Here is a 16,838-nt window from a genome sequence, read left to right as displayed (position 1 = left end):
CATGTTCCGTGTCGATGGAGGCGCATTATAGGGAGTTCTCGCGGGCTGACAACCCCTAATTGCAATTTTTTTTCTGTTTGGCTTATTTTCAGCCATTTAGTGCACTAAACCCGCTGTTTTATCGCTTTTGGCAAGTCAGCAAGGCTCTTTATCACTAAATCCGCCTTGGCCTCTGCTTCTGGCGTGACGGGTTTACCTGTGCGCACCAATACTTTGGTTCCCACGCTAGCTGCTTCACCCGCCAATAGGTCTTCGATTTTATCGCCTACTATATAAGAAGCGCTCATATCGATATTTAACTCTTCTTTAGCGGATAGCAGCATACCTGGCTGCGGCTTGCGGCAATCACATGTCTGACGGAATTCTTCTACCGTTCCCTCAGGGTGATGCGGACAATAGTAGACGCCGTCCAAGTCAACGCCGCGATCGGCCAAAGACCAATCCATCCATTCGGTGAGATGCATAAACTGATCTTCGGTAAACATACCGCGAGCAATACCGGACTGGTTCGTGACCAATACTAAGGCATACCCCATTTCTTTCAGCTCAGCCATGGCGTCAATGACACCATCTATAAACTGGAAGTTATCGCTTTCATGAACATATCCGTGATCGACGTTAATCGTGCCATCACGATCTAAAAAAATTGCGGGAACAAGCTGGGCCACAGATATTCACTCCTTATGGCGTTAGATACCGCTCAGTATCGCACGATTTACATGAAAGGGAGAGTCTCTAGCGCACTCGACACCTGTTGACTTAGACGTCTAGACGCCTTAACATCCAGTTTAATACTTTGGGCTTTCCCAAAGTTTGCTTTTTATCTGCCACGGGCAACACCAAAAGTAAAAATATAAAAATGATTAAACTTACAAATATCACCAAGGTTTTTCAGCAGGGCCAGCGCCAGATTAAAGCGCTGTCAGACGTGTCATTACACGTCCCTGCCGGGCAAATTTATGGCGTCATCGGTTCTTCCGGTGCCGGTAAAAGTACACTGATTCGTTGCGTAAACCTGCTCGAACGCCCGACCAGCGGTACCGTTTTGGTTGGCGATCAGGATATGACTGCGCTTTCCGAAAGCGCACTGACTAAAGCGCGCCGTCAGATCGGCATGATCTTCCAGCACTTTAACCTGCTCTCATCGCGTACTGTTGCAGGGAACATCGCCCTGCCGCTGGAGTTAGATAACACGCCGCGCAGCGAAATCACGCGTCGCGTCAGCGAACTATTAGATCTGGTCGGCCTTAGCGATAAACGGGATGCCTATCCCGCGAATCTGTCTGGCGGGCAGAAACAGCGCGTGGCGATTGCCCGTGCATTAGCGAGCAACCCAAAAGTCCTGCTGTGTGATGAAGCCACCAGCGCACTTGATCCTGCAACCACGCGCTCTATTTTGGAACTGCTGAAAGACATTAACCGCCGTTTGGGGCTGACAATTCTTCTGATCACTCACGAAATGGACGTCGTAAAGCGTATTTGCGATCAGGTGGCCGTGATTAGCGATGGTCAACTGATTGAGCAAGGCACCGTTGGCGAAGTGTTCTCTCATCCGAAAACACCGCTCGCGCAGCAGTTCATTCATTCCACGCTGCATTTAGATATTCCAGACGATTTTGCTGCTCGCATGACGCCAGATCGTAAACCGGATACACAACCGCTGCTGCGCCTTGAATTTACCGGTCAGTCCGTTGACGCACCGCTAATCTCTCAGGCCGTTCGTCGTTTCAATGTCGATATTAGTATTTTAAGTTCTCAAATGGATTATGCCGGCGGCGTTAAATTTGGCGTGATGTTAGCCGAGCTGCACGGTGATGACGCAGATGCGTTATCTGCTATTGAGTTTTTCAAGAATCATCAGGTAAAAGTAGAGGTACTGGGTTATGTCTGAGGCAATGATGTGGTTAATGGGCCGAGGCATTTGGGAAACCGTCGTCATGACCTTTGTATCTGGCTTCTTTGGCTTTGTTATCGGTCTCCCTGTCGGCGTGCTTCTTTATATAACGCGTCCGGGACAAATTTGGGAAAACGCCAAGCTGTATAACCTGCTTTCCGCATTGGTTAACATCTTCCGTTCCATACCGTTCATTATTCTCTTGGTGTGGATGATTCCTTTTACCCGCGTCATCGTAGGAACATCTATCGGTTTACAGGCAGCATTAGTGCCACTGACCGTTGGTGCAGCGCCGTTTATCGCTCGTATGGTTGAAAATGCGCTACTGGAAATTCCGACAGGGCTGATTGAAGCTTCACGAGCCATGGGCGCAACGCCGATGCAGATCATCAACAAAATTTTATTACCGGAAGCGCTTCCAGGCTTGGTCAATGCGGCAACCATCACATTGATTACCTTAGTGGGCTACTCCGCAATGGGCGGTGCAGTCGGTGCTGGCGGTCTAGGACAGATTGGTTATCAGTATGGTTATATCGGATATAACGCAACCGTGATGAATACGGTATTAGTATTCTTAGTGATTTTAGTGTATCTGATCCAGTTTAGTGGCGATCGCATTGTTAAAGCGGTCAGCCGCAAATAAAGCAGTCTAATAATAAAAACGGCGCTCGCTATGGTGCGCCACACGATGTTTCAAAAACAACGTCTCAACAACAATGTCTCAAGAACAAGTCAAAAGAAGGATAAGGGTATGTCATTAAAGTTTAAGTCGATTGCTGTCGTTGGCGCACTTCTGGGTTCTCTGGCGCTGGCGGGCTGTGGTCAGGAAGAAAAAGATCCAAACCATATTAAAGTAGGCGTTATTGTCGGGGCTGAGCAGCAGGTTGCCGAAGTTGCACAGAAAGTTGCCAAAGACAAATACGGTCTGGACGTTGAGCTGGTTACATTTAACGACTACGTTCTGCCTAACGAAGCATTGAGCAAAGGCGATATTGATGCGAATGCTTTCCAGCATAAACCTTATCTGGATCAGCAAATCAAAGATCGTGGCTACAAACTAGTTCCAGTTGGTAGCACCTTCGTTTACCCAATTGCGGGCTACTCGAAGAAAATTAAATCTCTGAGCGAACTGCAAGATGGCTCTCAGGTTGCCTTACCAAACGACCCAACTAACCTTGGCCGTTCACTGTTACTGCTGCAAAAAGTGGGTCTGATTAAACTAAAAGACGGCATTGGCTTGCTGCCAACCGTGTTGGACGTGACCGAGAACCCGAAAAAACTTAAGCTGGTTGAGCTGGAAGCACCACAATTGCCACGTTCACTGGACGATGCACAAATTGCTCTGGCGGTTATCAACACCACCTATGCAAGCCAAATTGGCCTGACTCCAGCCAAAGACGGTATCTTCGTTGAAGATAAAGATTCTCCATACGTAAACCTGATCGTGGCTCGTGAAGACAATAAAGATGCAGAGAACGTGAAGAAATTCGTTCAGGCTTATCAATCTGACGAAGTTTACAACGCTGCCAATAAAATCTTTAACGGTGGTGCAGTTAAAGGCTGGTAATTGCCTCGCGCTGTTATAGTACGTAATATCTTCAAGACGGGCGAATGCCCGTCTTGTCATTTCTGCCATACCTTGATTCAATAGCACTCACTTTTATAAAAATCAGGAAACATTTATGCGTGCATTACCTTTATGCTTGCTCGCTGCCACTTTGGCTTTGTCCGGCTGTTCTTTACTGCACTCGAAATCAGAAAATACCACGCCCGTTGAACCGGCAAAAGCACAGGTAAGCACAACAAAAACCACCAAGCCGACTCAGCCCAAACCGCGTCCGGTAAAAGTGTATGACAATGCCGAAGACTTGGTCGGTAAGCCTTTCCGTGATTTAGGCGAAGTAACAGGCACTGTTTGCCAAGCAACAGAGCAAGACTCACCCCCGAATCTGGCCACGGCGCGCAAGCGTATGCAAATTAAAGCTTCAACAATGAAGGCCAACGCAGTGTTACTGCATCAATGCCAAGTCGTCACCGATGCACAAGGTTGCTACCAACAAGCTATGTGCAAAGGCTCTGCGCTCAATGTTTCGAAGCAATGAATCAGTTTACCTTCGATACTATCGGGCTCATTCGCTCTCCTTATAAAGAGAAATTTGCTATCCCTCGACAGCCGGGGCTCATTGAAGATGGCGGTGGCGAACTTGAACTCATCGCGCCTTATAACCAGCCCGAAGCGGTGCGTGGTCTCGAAGAGTTTAGCCATTTGTGGATCGTTTTTGTCTTTCATCAAACGATGGAAGGTGGATGGCGTCCAACGGTTCGCCCACCTCGCCTAGGGGGAAATGCGCGCATGGGCGTTTTCGCCACGCGCTCCACGTTTCGCCCGAATCCGATTGGTATGTCATTAGTTGAGCTAAAATCTGTAGAGACTAAAGGCGGCAAAGTTATATTGAAGCTGGGTAGCCTCGACTTGGTCGACGGCACGCCGATCATCGATATCAAGCCTTACCTGCCTTTTGCTGAAAGCCAACCTCAGGCTCGCGGTGGTTTTGCTCAAGACGCGCCTCTGGCAGATATGCCCGTCAGTTTCTCGGAAGTTGCCCAACAGCAAATCGGTCAACACCAGCAGCGCTATCCTCATCTGCAGCGATTTATCCAGCAGGTGCTGGCGCAGGATCCTCGTCCGGCCTACCGCAAGGGAGAGAGCGAAGATCGCATTTATGCCGTGCATCTGCTCGATTTTAACGTGCGTTGGCAGGTGAAAAATGGCATAACCGAAGTGATCGACCTGAATTCAGTCTAGAATTTCATGCCCTTCTCTTTTGACAACTCGCCGTCACTGGTAAACTAAGCCACTTTTCTTTATTTTGGCCGCCTTTCCCGACGGTCTGATACATATTGCGTTCTAACGGAACAATACACATGCGTACAAGCCAATATCTGCTCTCCACTCTGAAGGAGACTCCAGCCGACGCCGAAGTTATCAGTCATCAACTGATGCTACGTGCCGGAATGATCCGTAAACTCGCCTCCGGTCTGTATACCTGGATGCCTACCGGTCTGCGTGTTCTGAAAAAAGTTGAAAACATCGTCCGTGAAGAGATGAACAACGCCGGCGCAATCGAAGTGTCCATGCCCGTAGTTCAGCCTGCGGATCTGTGGCAGGAAAGCGGTCGTTGGGAACAGTATGGTCCTGAGCTGCTGCGCTTCGTCGATCGCGGCGAACGTCCATTTGTATTGGGTCCAACCCACGAAGAAGTTATCACCGATATGGTGCGCAATGAGATCAGCTCTTATAAGCAGCTACCACTAAACTTCTTCCAGATTCAAACCAAATTCCGTGATGAAGTTCGCCCACGTTTTGGCGTTATGCGTTCGCGTGAATTCCTGATGAAAGATGCTTATTCTTTCCATACCTCTCAGGAATCATTGCAAGAAACCTACGACAAGATGTTTGCTGCTTATAACAAAATCTTTAGTCGTATGGATTTGGATTTCCGCCCAGTTCAAGCGGATACCGGTTCTATTGGCGGTAGCGCTTCCCACGAATTCCAAGTGCTGGCACAAAGCGGTGAAGATGATGTCATTTTCTCCAACGAATCTGACTATGCAGCAAACATCGAATTGGCCGAAGCCGTAGCACCGAAAGGTGAACGCGCTGCGCCAACGGAAGAACTGCGCATCATTGATACACCAAACGCCAAAACCATCGCTGAATTAACCGAACAGTTTAATCTGCCGGTTGAAAAAACCGTTAAAACTCTGCTGGTTCATGCCACCAAAGAGAGCGGTCATGCGTTAGTGGCTCTGCTGGTTCGTGGCGATCACGAACTGAACGAAGTGAAAGCTGAAAAACTGGAAATGGTTGCCAGCCCACTGACGTTTGCAACCGAAGCAGAAATTCGTGCTGTCGTAAATGCGGGTCCAGGCTCATTAGGCCCAATCAATATGACCGTTCCAGTCGTCGTTGATCGCACCGTTGCCATGATGAGTGATTTTGGCGCAGGCGCTAACATTGACGGCAAACATTACTTTGGCATCAACTGGGAACGCGATCTGCCGTTGCCACAGGTTGCCGATATCCGTAACGTGGTTGCAGGCGATCCAAGCCCAGATGGCAAAGGCACGTTGCTGATCAAACGCGGCATCGAAGTTGGCCATATCTTCCAGCTCGGCACTAAATATACCGAAGCATTGAAAGCCACTGTCCAAGGCGAAGATGGCCGTAACCAGTTAATGACGATGGGCTGCTACGGAATTGGGGTAACACGCGTTGTTGCTGCCGCAATCGAACAGAATCATGACGACCGTGGCATTATCTGGCCAGACGCTATTGCACCGTTCCAAGTCGCTATTCTGCCAATGAATATGCATAAGTCTTTCCGCGTGAAAGATTTGGCAGAGTCTCTGTACGATAGCCTGCGCGCAAAAGGCATCGACGTGATTATGGATGACCGTAAAGAGCGTCCAGGCGTGATGTTTGCGGATATGGAACTGATTGGTGTACCGCATACCATCGTTATCGGCGACCGTAATCTCGACAGCGATGAAATTGAATATAAGCATCGTCGCAGCGGCGATAAGCAAATGATTAAAACCGGTGAAATCGAAGATTTCTTACTGGCGCGAATCAAACGCTAAAGCCGATAGTATGAGAAGTAAAAAAGGCCGACAGTAATGTCGGCCTTTTTGTAACTAGATGATTCAACGTTAAATCACTGTGCCGCAGCGGCAGCTGGAACGCTCGTTTCGGCAGTAGCCCAAGGCATAATAGGCACTGCGCTGATGGCGTTCTTCGGAGAACCATCCACAACTTTATCGGAATACGTCAAATAGACTAAAGCGTTACGAGCGGGATCGTAAAAACGTACCACCTGTAATTTTTTAAACACCAATGAAGTGCGTTTACGAAAAACAACTTCCCCATCAGATTTTTTATTCTTAATCTTTTCGCTTATTGCGATTGGCCCAACCTGCTGGCAAGAGATCGCGGCATCAGCAGTATCTTCTGCTAATCCTAAACCACCTTTAATACCGCCAGTTTTCGCTCGGCTAATGTAGCAAGTCACATTTTTAATGTCTGGATCGTCAAATGCCTCAACCACAATTTTGTGGTCAGGACCCAGAATTTTAAACACCGTATCAACGGAACCGATCTGTTCTGCATGGGCTGCAGACATCATCGCAGTCATTGTGAAACATAACCCTACAAAAAATTTGTTCACCTAGCTACCTCGGATAATTATAATCACGCCAGTTATTAATAAAACGAACGTAATTACATAGTATATAAAAGTTCTAAATCTTACAGCACGGCTCACACCTGCATAGCACTCTTTGCGCTGAAAAAACCTTAATATAAGTCTAAGGCCTAAAAAGTTGCTATTATGCCGCTTAGTTGCTGTTTACGTTCATTACTGCTTTTGAGGATGCTATATGGATCAGGCCAGTATTATTCGTGACCTGTTAAGCTGGTTGGAAGGACACTTAGACCAACCACTATCGCTCGATAACGTCGCAGCCAAAGCGGGATATTCTAAATGGCACCTGCAACGGATGTTCAAGGAAGTCACTGGTCAAGCCATTGGTGCCTATATACGCGCACGCCGTTTATCTAAGGCCGCCGTGGCACTTCGACTAACCAGTCGCCCAATTTTAGATATCGCACTGCAATACCGTTTTGACTCACAGCAGACGTTCACTCGCGCCTTTAAGAAGCAGTTTAATCAAACTCCTGCGCTTTATCGCCGCGCGGAAGATTGGCATGCTTACGGAATGTGCCCACCGATTCGTTTGGGTCTGAGCAATTTGATTCAACCTGAGTTTATAACGCTGCCTAGCATATCCTTGGTGGGTATCACGCAATGTTATACCTGCACGCTGGAGCAAATCAGCAAAGTCCGTACCGAACTGCGTAGCCAATTCTGGCACGATTTCCTGCACGATGTGAAAAACATCCCGCCGGTTCTGTATGGATTACACCACTCTCGCCCAAGTTTAGATAAAGATGATGAGCAAGAAGTGTTGTATACCACCGCGCTAGAAATTGAGCATTTGCCACCTGATGTCACGAAAGAAGTGCAGTCGATAACTCTTCTCGGCGGCGAATATGCCCAGTTTTGCTATAACGGCCCAGCTGAAGGATTCCAGGAATTTATCCTGAACCTTTACGGCACCACATTACCAACGCTAAATCTGGTGCGTCGTAAAGGTTACGATATCGAGCGCTTCCATCCACAGACGGATTCCTCGCAGCGACCACCTAAACATATCTGCTGCGAGTATCTGATTCCGACCCGTCGCGAAGAAGATTAACGCTGGATCTCATCAAGTGCAGGTCTATCCAGATGATGGATATCACCTGCACTTTCAACCACCCATCCTGGCGCCAGCCAAGGGCTTTGCTGATAATCTACCCGTGATAGCGAACAGTTACGCAAGCGCAAACGTCGCTCTGCGTGTGGCGGTAACCCTAAAATAGTCCCTAACAACGCGCCCAAGGCAATCCCGTGGCTCACCAATGCGGGCTGACTTCCCTCGGGTAAATCAAGGCAGCTATTCAACGCGGCACGCATGCGCGTGGCCAGTTCAGCCATGCTTTCTCCCTCGGGGATACGCGCATCTGGCGTACCATCAACCATCTGCTTACGCCATTTCTCTTCCTCAGGGGAAAGCGAATCAAGCAAGCGCTCTTCTAATACGCCCATATGCAGTTCACGCAGGCGCGAATCAAGAATGAGCTCACATCCACAGGCATCAGCGATGGCCTGCCCAGTTTGGCGAGTTCTCCCCAGATCGCTGGCAATCACATGCGTGATCCCCATCTGGCTCAAACGTGCCGCAACCTGACGCGCTTGAAGTTCTCCTAACTCGGTCAATGGGCTGTTGGATTGTCCCTGAATCCGGCGTTCTGCGTTCCACTCGGTTTCACCGTGGCGAATAAGATATACCTGTGTCATGTACTTTTTCCGTATACTGCGAGAAATGCGCTAATAGGAAGCTGGAAATACTATGTACCATGTTGTAGCAGCAACTACCAACCCCGCAAAAATTAAGGCTATTTCTCTGGCGTTCGATGATGTTTTTGGTCCTGACCAGTATCGCATTGAAGGCATTGAAGTTGATAGTGGAGTCCCCGAACAACCCATTGGAAATCACGAAACGCGAACCGGCTCACGCCACAGAGTAATGTGCGCACGTCAAGTTTGCCCGGAAGCTGATTTTTGGGTCGGTGTTGAAGCGGGTATTGAAGAGAATATGACTTTCGCATGGATGACGATTGAGAATCATCATATGCGTGGAGAATCTCGTTCAGCAAGCCTGATGCTGCCGGAATCTGTCCTGCAAGGCATCGCAGAAGGTAAAGCCTTAGGCAGTGAAATGAAGGCGATTACTGGAACAAATGATATCGGCCGCCGCGAAGGCGCTATCGGTGTCTTTACCAACGGCGTACTGACACGCACCAGTGTTTATCACCAAGCGTTAGTTTTAGCTCTGGTCCCTTTTCATAATGAAATCTTCCAGAAGCGTGCAGAAACAAAATAGCGATACGCCTTACTAGACGCTCTAGCGATCTGACGATGGCTCCCAAACGAGCCATCGCATAGAAATTCACTTAACGCCATACTATTTATCAGTCAGTAACTGCTGTTCTAACCATTGTTTCAGATCTGCGGGCGCTGTTTTCAAACTATTCGATCCGCGAGTGATGGTTGCAATGCCTGCGCCTAGCTGGCTTTTCAGTTCACGCTGGCTGATCTCGCCTTTCATCAACTCTTCAATAATTCGTACCCGCGTCGCCAATGCTGTTCTTTCGTCCGGCGTCAAAAAAAGCTGTAACATCGGGCCTTGTAAATCTTCGGCAAACGCCTGCCGTAGCAATTCAACAAAACGTTGCCAGTCATCATTTTCTTGTGCGCTGAGCGCGGGATCATTCAGGGATCGCGTTGTCATGATTAGCTGCCATACTCTTGGTGAGAAAATACTCATTAACTAGTACGGCAGCATACCATAAACTTGGCGCAGTCAAAGATATCCAGAACAGAAATCAGTAACGGCGCTCCCATTCTGCATCGGTCAGGATTTTGGTTGGGCGCTTCATGAAGTAACGATAGTAGGCGTCATAAGCCAAGACGTTCTTCACATAACCACGGGTTTCCGAGAAAGGAATGCTCTCGATAAAGGCGACTGCATCCACGCGACCGCCGGTATTTCCGAGCCACGTAGTCACGCGAGACGGCCCCGCGTTATAAGCTGCACTCGATAAAATACGGTTACGCCCCAAACTCTGATACACATATTCCAGATAGCTGGTGCCAATCTGAATATTGGTAATAGGATCGAGCAGTTGGCTGCTGTTGACGTAGTTGCTCAAATTAAACATTTGCGCCGTGTGCTCAGCGGTTTTAGGCATCACCTGCATCAACCCACTAGCCCCAACCGGTGACTGAGCTTTTGGATTCCAAGCACTTTCTTGGCGTGCGATAGCCATCGCATAGGACTGAGAAATTCCCTTATCTTCTGTTGCTTGGCGGAATTGCTGCGGCCATGCCATTGGGAAACGTTCCTCTAAATGATCCCATAGCTTCGCGGTGATCGTCGCCTGAACGCTGAGATCGGCCCAGTTTTGCTCAAACGCATAACGCGCTAAAGCCGCCTGCTCCGGTTTAGATTTACTGCTAATGAGAGAAACCCATTCGCTCCGCGCAGTGTTATCCATGTTCCAATACATCAGTTCACGGATACGATCGATCGCAGGATCGTTGGTAAGCTTAGAAGATGGCTTATCCGCAACCTCAACCTGCAATGGATATGTGATACCCAGTTTTTGAGCCGCCACCATCGGATAGAATCCGCGCTGCTGAGTCAACGAACGCAGGATGCTTTCACCTTCGCTACGTTTGCCATCCTCAATCATGACGCTCGCATTCCAGTAGCGCCATTCGTCTTTATTACGCACGTCTTGGGGCAATAAAGCCAACCATGTGCGGATTTCCTGCTTATTACCGTTTCCTAACGCTAACCGCACACGGCGTTCAATCAGTGAAGCGCTGTTGCTGTTTTTAATCACATTATCTCGCCACCGAATATCATCGGTGGTGGCGTCACTGCCCATCAAGCGCCACGCAATACTATCTTCCATGGCCTGACGCTGTTTATCGCCAATTTTTTGCAATCGCACCAAGGTTGGAAGCATCGCGCGTGCTTCATCAGCGTTCTGACGCGCCAAGCTGGAGAATGCGATTTCAGTCGCGTCGCGGGTAAAATCGGTTGGCCCCACGCTACGCGCAAATGCCTCGACATTGCGAGGATCGGCCTGAAGGCTAGCAAGCGCATCGCCCATAGTTTGATAATCAGGCGGAAGCTGCTTGGCTAAGAAGCTAACCAGCCCGTTATTGCCTTTCTTCAGCGCCAAACGCATACGTTCAAGCACGGTCAGCGGCGTCTGATCGCCAGAGGCTTTCCACGCATCAAATAATTTGTCGCAGTTGGTAGGCAGTGACTGGCCGCTTAGCCAGATATCACGAGCGCCATCCCATGCTATTTGCTGATGGCCCGTTGCGTATTGGGCATAGTAATAATTACAGCGAGCCGCAATAGGTTTGGGAGCCTGAGGGCTAAACACCAATAATCCAGTCCAATCCTGGCGACGAGAGAGCTCATTCACATAACGAGACGGCAATGATTTAGCGGGAGGCAAGGTCGGATTACGAGCAATAAAATCTTTAATCTCAATCGTCGTAGCCTGACCAAGATCCTGTGTTAGCTGGCGGTATTCTAGATAAGGATAAAGTGGATAATCGCGCAGCGTTGGCATCAGCTGATTCACCGTCATCATCTGATTGCTGTCCCAAGCCTGCTTTACCTGTAAATAACGCTGACGCTGAGCATCCAAAGAGTCAGCAAAACTGCTCCCGGACACAGCGACTAAACATAAACCTATACCCCAAGCACGCCAATTGTCCGCCATGACCATCTCACCTTTCCTCGCTTTAAACCGATACCACTCATAGACAGCGATTTTAGCAGAGCATTCCATTAGCCCCTGCCTTTCTTCACAACTTTTACGTTTAGGTTGCCTAGCAACTAACATAAACAACCGTGAAGGGAAAACAAAGGGATAGTGAATTTTGGGCATAAAAAAACCCGCTCAAGGCGGGTTTTTCTTTTCAGTATTCTTTAACTGCTCAGGTCTATGCCGTCATCGCTATCGTAAACAATACTAAACTATAGAGATTACAGAGCTACTACGTTAGCTGCTGCTGGGCCTTTAGCGCCATTCTCGATAGTGAACTCAACGGTCTGACCTTCGTCCAGAGATTTGTAGCTATCGCTCTGGATTGCAGAGAAATGTACGAATACATCTTTGCTGCCGTCAGCAGGAGAAATGAAGCCGAAACCTTTATCAGCGTTGAACCATTTTACTAAACCAGTCATTTTATTAGACATTAGATACTTCCTTTCAATTTTTTAAGCCACATTATTGCAGCGAACGAGGTTCGTCGTCAGAGCTAGCTTATGGGGGCACTTAGGAGGAGACTCACGAGAAGAAGAGGTATCTAAGGATAACGCTTGAACTGAGGACTGCTTTACTAAAACTGCTTTCACATAAGGTCTGTGTTCCAAACCGATGACGCTATTTACTCATGCCTTAGGTTTATAAGCAACACCTATTTTTGAATCTTCTTGAATAAACCGTAGTAATTTTGGGGAGAATCCAACACGGGCGCGGCCTGCAGGAAAGAAAATTCTTAACGCAACATTTATCTGAACGATGAAATAAACACCAAATGCCCTATATTTGCATAACTTAACCTACAAAATTTACGCGTTAAACACCCCTGTCATGCGACGATGGCTGGGATAAAAATCGAAAACGGGCTAAACTCCGCCTTCATAAAATGCCCTGTCGCGCCAATGACAGAACGTCATTTAAATGCTTATGCCCCGCCTCTCGCCCATGAATCTGTGAGATAGAGGTAAAACCCTTATAAATCAAGGAGTATATAGCCGTGGCTCAATACGTCTATACTATGCACCGCGTCGGCAAGATTGTTCCGCCGAAGCGTCACATTTTGAAGGACATTTCCCTTAGTTTCTTCCCTGGAGCCAAAATTGGTGTTCTGGGTCTAAACGGCGCAGGTAAATCAACGCTGCTGCGCATCATGGCCGGCATTGATACAGAAATCGAAGGTGAAGCCCGCCCACAGCCGGGGATCAAAATCGGTTATCTGCCGCAGGAACCAAAACTTAATCCAGACCAAACCGTGCGTGAAGCGGTTGAAGAAGCCGTTGGCGAAGTGAAACGCGCACTGACCCGTTTGGACGAAGTGTATGCGCTGTATGCCGATCCTGATGCGGACTTTGATAAGTTAGCTAAAGAACAGGGCGAGTTGGAGGCGATTATTCAGTCTCACGACGGCCATAATTTGGATAACCAGTTAGAACGTGCTGCCGATGCACTGCGTCTGCCTGCCTGGGATGCACAGATTGCTAACCTGTCCGGTGGTGAACGTCGCCGCGTGGCAATTTGCCGTCTGCTGCTGGAAAAACCAGACATGTTGCTGCTCGACGAACCAACCAACCACTTGGACGCCGAGTCCGTGGCATGGCTGGAACGCTTCCTGCACGACTACGAAGGCACCGTGGTGGCGATTACCCATGACCGTTACTTCTTGGATAACGTTGCAGGCTGGATCCTCGAACTTGACCGTGGTGAAGGTATTCCATGGGAAGGTAACTACTCTTCTTGGTTGGAGCAAAAAGATCAGCGTTTGGCGCAAGAAGCCTCGGCTGAAGCCGCTCGTCGTAAATCCATTGAGAAAGAGCTGGAATGGGTGCGTCAGGGCGCGAAAGGCCGTCAGTCTAAAGGTAAAGCGCGTTTGGCTCGCTTTGAAGAACTCAACAACGTTGAGTATCAAAAGCGTAACGAAACCAGCGAACTGTTCATTCCACCAGGATCTCGTCTGGGTGACAAAGTGCTGGAAGTTCAGAACCTGTCAAAATCTTACGGCGACCGCCTGCTGATTGAAGACCTCTCCTTTGCGCTGCCGAAAGGCGCCATCGTGGGTATTATCGGCCCGAACGGTGCGGGTAAATCTACCCTGTTCCGTATGATTTCCGGCAAAGAACAGCCAGATTCCGGCAATATCGATCTCGGTGAAACCGTCGTGCTGGCATCAGTAGATCAGTTCCGTGACAGCATGGATGACAAAAAAACCGTTTGGGAAGAAGTCTCTAACGGCCAAGACATCATGCGCATCGGTAACTTTGAGATGCCAAGCCGCGCCTATGTTGGCCGCTTTAACTTTAAAGGCGTCGATCAAGGCAAACGCGTTGGCGAACTGTCCGGTGGTGAACGTGGTCGTCTGCACTTAGCGAAACTGCTGCAGGTTGGCGGTAACATGTTGCTGCTCGATGAACCGACCAACGACCTCGACATCGAAACCCTACGCGCCTTAGAAAACGCCCTGTTGGAATTCCCAGGCTGCGCGATGGTTATTTCCCATGACCGTTGGTTCCTTGACCGTATCGCCACCCACATTCTGGATTATCAGGATGAAGGTAAAGTTGAATTCTTCGAAGGTAACTTCACCGAATACGAAGAATACAAAAAACGTACTCTGGGCGCTGAAGCATTAGAACCACACCGTATTAAGTACAAGAAGATGACTAAATAGTTTTAGTCTCTGTGATTAAGGCTCCTATCGAGGAGTAATGTCGTTCAAAAGATCGAGATACACGGGTCTACCACACCGCGGGGCGCTCCGGCGGCTTACGCCGCTACGACCCCATCGGTGTGCTCCCCCTAAAATCGAGCTTTAGCAAACGGCATTACTGTCAAAGGGAGCCTTTTATCTCCCTCACCGCCTGCCAGCTAATCGCGTAGCGCCTGATTGTATTGAGCAAAAGCGCGATGATTTAATGCAACCTCAATGAATCGGTCGAGCGCCGGCGAGTTCAGCTTGCGACTTGGATAAACCAGATACAGCTCATTTCCCTCCGCTTCCCAACCGGGTAATACACGCACCAAACGCTCTTGATCGACCAAATCCTGCGACAAAAATGCGGGCAATAATGAGATCCCAGCCCCAGCCAATACGCACTCCCGCACATACAACAAATTATCGGCGGCATGATCCATTGGCAGCTCCCAGCGATAGAATTCCCCTTTACGCTGTAACACCCACTCATGCCATGCACGGTGCGCGATACACTGGTGTTGTTCCAACTGTTTAGGATGTTCAAGCGGCGGAAAGCGCGAAAGATAAGTCGGAGAGGCCAAAAGATAGCGCGGAGAATACCCCAGACGGCGTCCCACTAGCGAAGAATCCTGCGGCTTCCCCGTACGCAGTGCGAAATCAAATCCATCTTGAACCAGATCGTTCATCACGTCTGAAACGTAAACTTCCAAGCTTACGTCTGGATAACTTGCGCGGAAATCACTACACACATGCGCCAATAGCGTCACCGCAATGCCCGCAGGTGCAGTGATCCGCAGGCGTCCGCTAGGGTTCTCTTTTAGACGTTGCAAGCTAAGATCCGCGCGCTCAGCGGCTTGGATCATTTCACGGCAATGCACCAAATAGCGCTCCCCTGCATAGGTAAGATTGAGTTGCCGGGTAGTGCGATTTAGCAGCCGCAGGCCAAGCTGCTGTTCTAAATTGCTGACTCGCTGGCTAACGCTGGATTTAGGTAGCCCGGCTCGCTGTGCTGCGGCCGTGAAACTTCCACACTCCACCACCAGCGCAAACAACGCCATGTCCTGTAGTTGATTAAACATCTCGCCTCATTGTTCGTCATAAAAGAACACTGCGTTAATGATTGTCCATCTTATCATCGGAAAACAGCTCAACTACACTAACTTCATTCAACGCAGTTTCTATTTTGGAGACCTACCATGACTATTACCGCTATCGCCGTCGATCCTTCTAACCCGAAAGAATTCACCGTTATTCACCCACAAATCTCCGCTCCAGCTGATTATGATTTGCTGGTCGATGTTAAAGCCGTCTCGATAAATCCGGTTGATACCAAAGTACGCGAGAGCCTGATTAAAAACGGGTTGGAGCAGCCGCATGTATTAGGCTGGGATGCCAGCGGCGTGGTGCTAGCCGTTGGAAGCAAGGCCACTGGATTCAAGGTAGGAGATGAAGTCTGGTACGCGGGTGACATTACTCGCCCAGGCAGTAACAGTACTCAGCAGCTGATCGACTCGCGGATCGTTTCACATAAACCACAAAGCATGAACTGGGCGCAGGCCGCAGCTATGCCATTAACCACGCTAACGGCTTGGGAAGGCTTATTCGAACGCCTGAAAGTTCAAGATGCTGATGCCGACAAAACCTTGTTGATCATCGGCGGCGCAGGTGGCGTGGGCTCTTTGGCGATTTCACTTGCCGCTTTAAACGCAAAAGTAAAAGTGATTGCGACGGCTTCAAATGCCTCGTCGGCGCAATGGTGTCTCGATCGTGGCGCCGATCTCACCGTTGACTGGCATGACCTAAAAGGCGAGCTTGCCAAGCACGATATCAAACAGGTCGATTACATCTTCTGTTTGAATGATACCGACGGACACTGGGCCGCTATCTGCGATTTAATCGCCCCACAGGGACAAATCTGTACCATCGTAGAAAACAGCCAGCCGCTGGATCAGTCTGCTTTAAAAATGAAAAGCGCGGCTCTGCATTGGGAATTCATGTACACCCGTAGCATGTTCAATACGCCAGATATCGCTGAGCAAGGCAAAATTCTTCAGCAGGTGGCTAAGTTAGTTGATGAGGGGAAATTGCAGGGCACGCTCAGCGACACCCTGCACGGTTTCTCTATCGAAAATCTGGAGAAAGCACATAGTAAAGTCGCGGAAGGCCGGATGCGTGGCAAGATGGTGATTGAGTTTTAATTCACAGTATCAGGCCTCTCCCCATGGAGAGGCCTGACG

17 protein-coding genes are annotated in these 16,838 nt (G+C 49.0%); 10 read left to right on the top strand and 7 right to left on the bottom strand.

All coding sequences use genetic code 11. From position 1 onward, the window contains the following. Positions 1-104: 104 nt before the first annotated feature. On the bottom strand, positions 105-668 hold the full coding sequence (gmhB, locus tag RSC70_RS18655) for a D-glycero-beta-D-manno-heptose 1,7-bisphosphate 7-phosphatase (protein ID WP_040046173.1): 564 nt from the start codon (positions 666-668) through the stop codon (positions 105-107). A 191-nt stretch (positions 669-859) separates the two neighbouring features. Here gmhB and metN point away from each other — a divergent pair, with 191 nt between their 5' ends. The 6 genes from metN (at position 860) to proS (ending at position 6,538) form a co-directional block, all read left to right on the top strand. Continuing rightward, positions 860-1,891, top strand: coding sequence for a methionine ABC transporter ATP-binding protein MetN (gene metN, locus RSC70_RS18650; RefSeq protein ID WP_025801176.1), 1,032 nt, complete (start codon positions 860-862; stop codon positions 1,889-1,891). Next, the gene (locus RSC70_RS18645; RefSeq protein ID WP_332543146.1) at positions 1,884-2,537 is read left to right on the top strand and encodes a methionine ABC transporter permease MetI; all 654 of its coding nucleotides are present in this window, start codon (positions 1,884-1,886) and stop codon (positions 2,535-2,537) included. Before metN ends, RSC70_RS18645 begins: the two co-directional genes overlap by 8 nt. Before the next feature lie 108 nt (positions 2,538-2,645). Continuing rightward, positions 2,646-3,461 (top strand): MetQ/NlpA family lipoprotein, encoded by an 816-nt coding sequence (locus tag RSC70_RS18640; protein WP_025801174.1) that lies wholly within the window; start codon positions 2,646-2,648, stop codon positions 3,459-3,461. A gap of 115 nt (positions 3,462-3,576) precedes the next feature. Beyond that, positions 3,577-3,996: an Rcs stress response system protein RcsF gene (rcsF, locus tag RSC70_RS18635; protein ID WP_282808101.1), complete on the top strand. Its 420-nt coding sequence runs from the start codon at positions 3,577-3,579 to the stop codon at positions 3,994-3,996. Beyond that, on the top strand, positions 3,993-4,700 hold the full coding sequence (tsaA, locus tag RSC70_RS18630) for a tRNA (N6-threonylcarbamoyladenosine(37)-N6)-methyltransferase TrmO (protein WP_130970819.1): 708 nt from the start codon (positions 3,993-3,995) through the stop codon (positions 4,698-4,700). Before rcsF ends, tsaA begins: the two co-directional genes overlap by 4 nt. Before the next feature lie 119 nt (positions 4,701-4,819). Further along, a complete protein-coding gene (gene proS / locus RSC70_RS18625; protein ID WP_025801171.1) occupies positions 4,820-6,538 on the top strand; it encodes a proline--tRNA ligase in 1,719 nt (572 codons plus the stop codon). A 74-nt stretch (positions 6,539-6,612) separates the two neighbouring features. On the opposite strand, the gene creA is transcribed toward proS, so the two are convergent. Then, positions 6,613-7,089: a protein CreA gene (gene creA, locus RSC70_RS18620; protein WP_046360381.1), complete on the bottom strand. Its 477-nt coding sequence runs from the start codon at positions 7,087-7,089 to the stop codon at positions 6,613-6,615. Positions 7,090-7,333: 244 nt separating this feature from the next. On the opposite strand from creA, the gene robA reads away from it, so the two are divergent. Next, on the top strand, positions 7,334-8,212 hold the full coding sequence (gene robA, locus RSC70_RS18615) for an MDR efflux pump AcrAB transcriptional activator RobA (protein ID WP_025801169.1): 879 nt from the start codon (positions 7,334-7,336) through the stop codon (positions 8,210-8,212). Here robA and gpmB read toward each other — a convergent pair. Next, the gene (gene gpmB, locus RSC70_RS18610; RefSeq protein WP_025801168.1) at positions 8,209-8,856 is read right to left on the bottom strand and encodes a 2,3-diphosphoglycerate-dependent phosphoglycerate mutase GpmB; all 648 of its coding nucleotides are present in this window, start codon (positions 8,854-8,856) and stop codon (positions 8,209-8,211) included. The genes robA and gpmB overlap by 4 nt on opposite strands. 52 nt (positions 8,857-8,908) lie before the next feature. On the opposite strand from gpmB, the gene yjjX reads away from it, so the two are divergent. Continuing rightward, positions 8,909-9,442 carry an inosine/xanthosine triphosphatase gene (yjjX, locus tag RSC70_RS18605; RefSeq protein WP_040046168.1) on the top strand — a complete coding sequence of 178 codons (534 nt, stop codon included), beginning with the start codon at positions 8,909-8,911 and terminating at the stop codon, positions 9,440-9,442. A gap of 81 nt (positions 9,443-9,523) precedes the next feature. Here the strand turns inward: yjjX and trpR are convergent, their stop codons facing one another. The 3 genes from trpR to cspE all read right to left on the bottom strand — a co-directional run bounded on the left by trpR (position 9,524) and on the right by cspE (position 12,346). Continuing rightward, a complete protein-coding gene (gene trpR / locus RSC70_RS18600) occupies positions 9,524-9,850 on the bottom strand; it encodes a trp operon repressor (RefSeq protein ID WP_043489340.1) in 327 nt (108 codons plus the stop codon). Between the two features lie 94 nt (positions 9,851-9,944). Continuing rightward, positions 9,945-11,873 (bottom strand): murein transglycosylase, encoded by a 1,929-nt coding sequence (sltY, locus tag RSC70_RS18595; protein WP_332543147.1) that lies wholly within the window; start codon positions 11,871-11,873, stop codon positions 9,945-9,947. 260 nt (positions 11,874-12,133) lie between these two features. Then, positions 12,134-12,346 carry a transcription antiterminator/RNA stability regulator CspE gene (cspE, locus tag RSC70_RS18590; RefSeq protein WP_025801164.1) on the bottom strand — a complete coding sequence of 71 codons (213 nt, stop codon included), beginning with the start codon at positions 12,344-12,346 and terminating at the stop codon, positions 12,134-12,136. A 563-nt stretch (positions 12,347-12,909) separates the two neighbouring features. Here cspE and ettA point away from each other — a divergent pair. Next, positions 12,910-14,577, top strand: a complete 1,668-nt coding sequence (gene ettA / locus RSC70_RS18585; protein ID WP_332543145.1) for an energy-dependent translational throttle protein EttA — start codon at positions 12,910-12,912, stop codon at positions 14,575-14,577. Between the two features lie 197 nt (positions 14,578-14,774). On the opposite strand, the gene RSC70_RS18580 is transcribed toward ettA, so the two are convergent. After that, a complete protein-coding gene (locus RSC70_RS18580) occupies positions 14,775-15,680 on the bottom strand; it encodes a LysR family transcriptional regulator (RefSeq protein WP_332543144.1) in 906 nt (301 codons plus the stop codon). Between the two features lie 117 nt (positions 15,681-15,797). Here RSC70_RS18580 and RSC70_RS18575 point away from each other — a divergent pair, with 117 nt between their 5' ends. Further along, positions 15,798-16,799, top strand: coding sequence for a zinc-binding alcohol dehydrogenase family protein (locus RSC70_RS18575; RefSeq protein WP_332543143.1), 1,002 nt, complete (start codon positions 15,798-15,800; stop codon positions 16,797-16,799). The last annotated feature ends 39 nt before the right edge of the window (positions 16,800-16,838 follow it).

It is taken from the genome of Hafnia sp. (assembly GCF_036648275.1).
In the GTDB taxonomy this organism is placed as follows: Bacteria; Pseudomonadota; Gammaproteobacteria; order Enterobacterales; family Enterobacteriaceae; genus Hafnia; species Hafnia alvei.
This window is presented reverse-complemented; position numbering and strand designations above follow the sequence as displayed.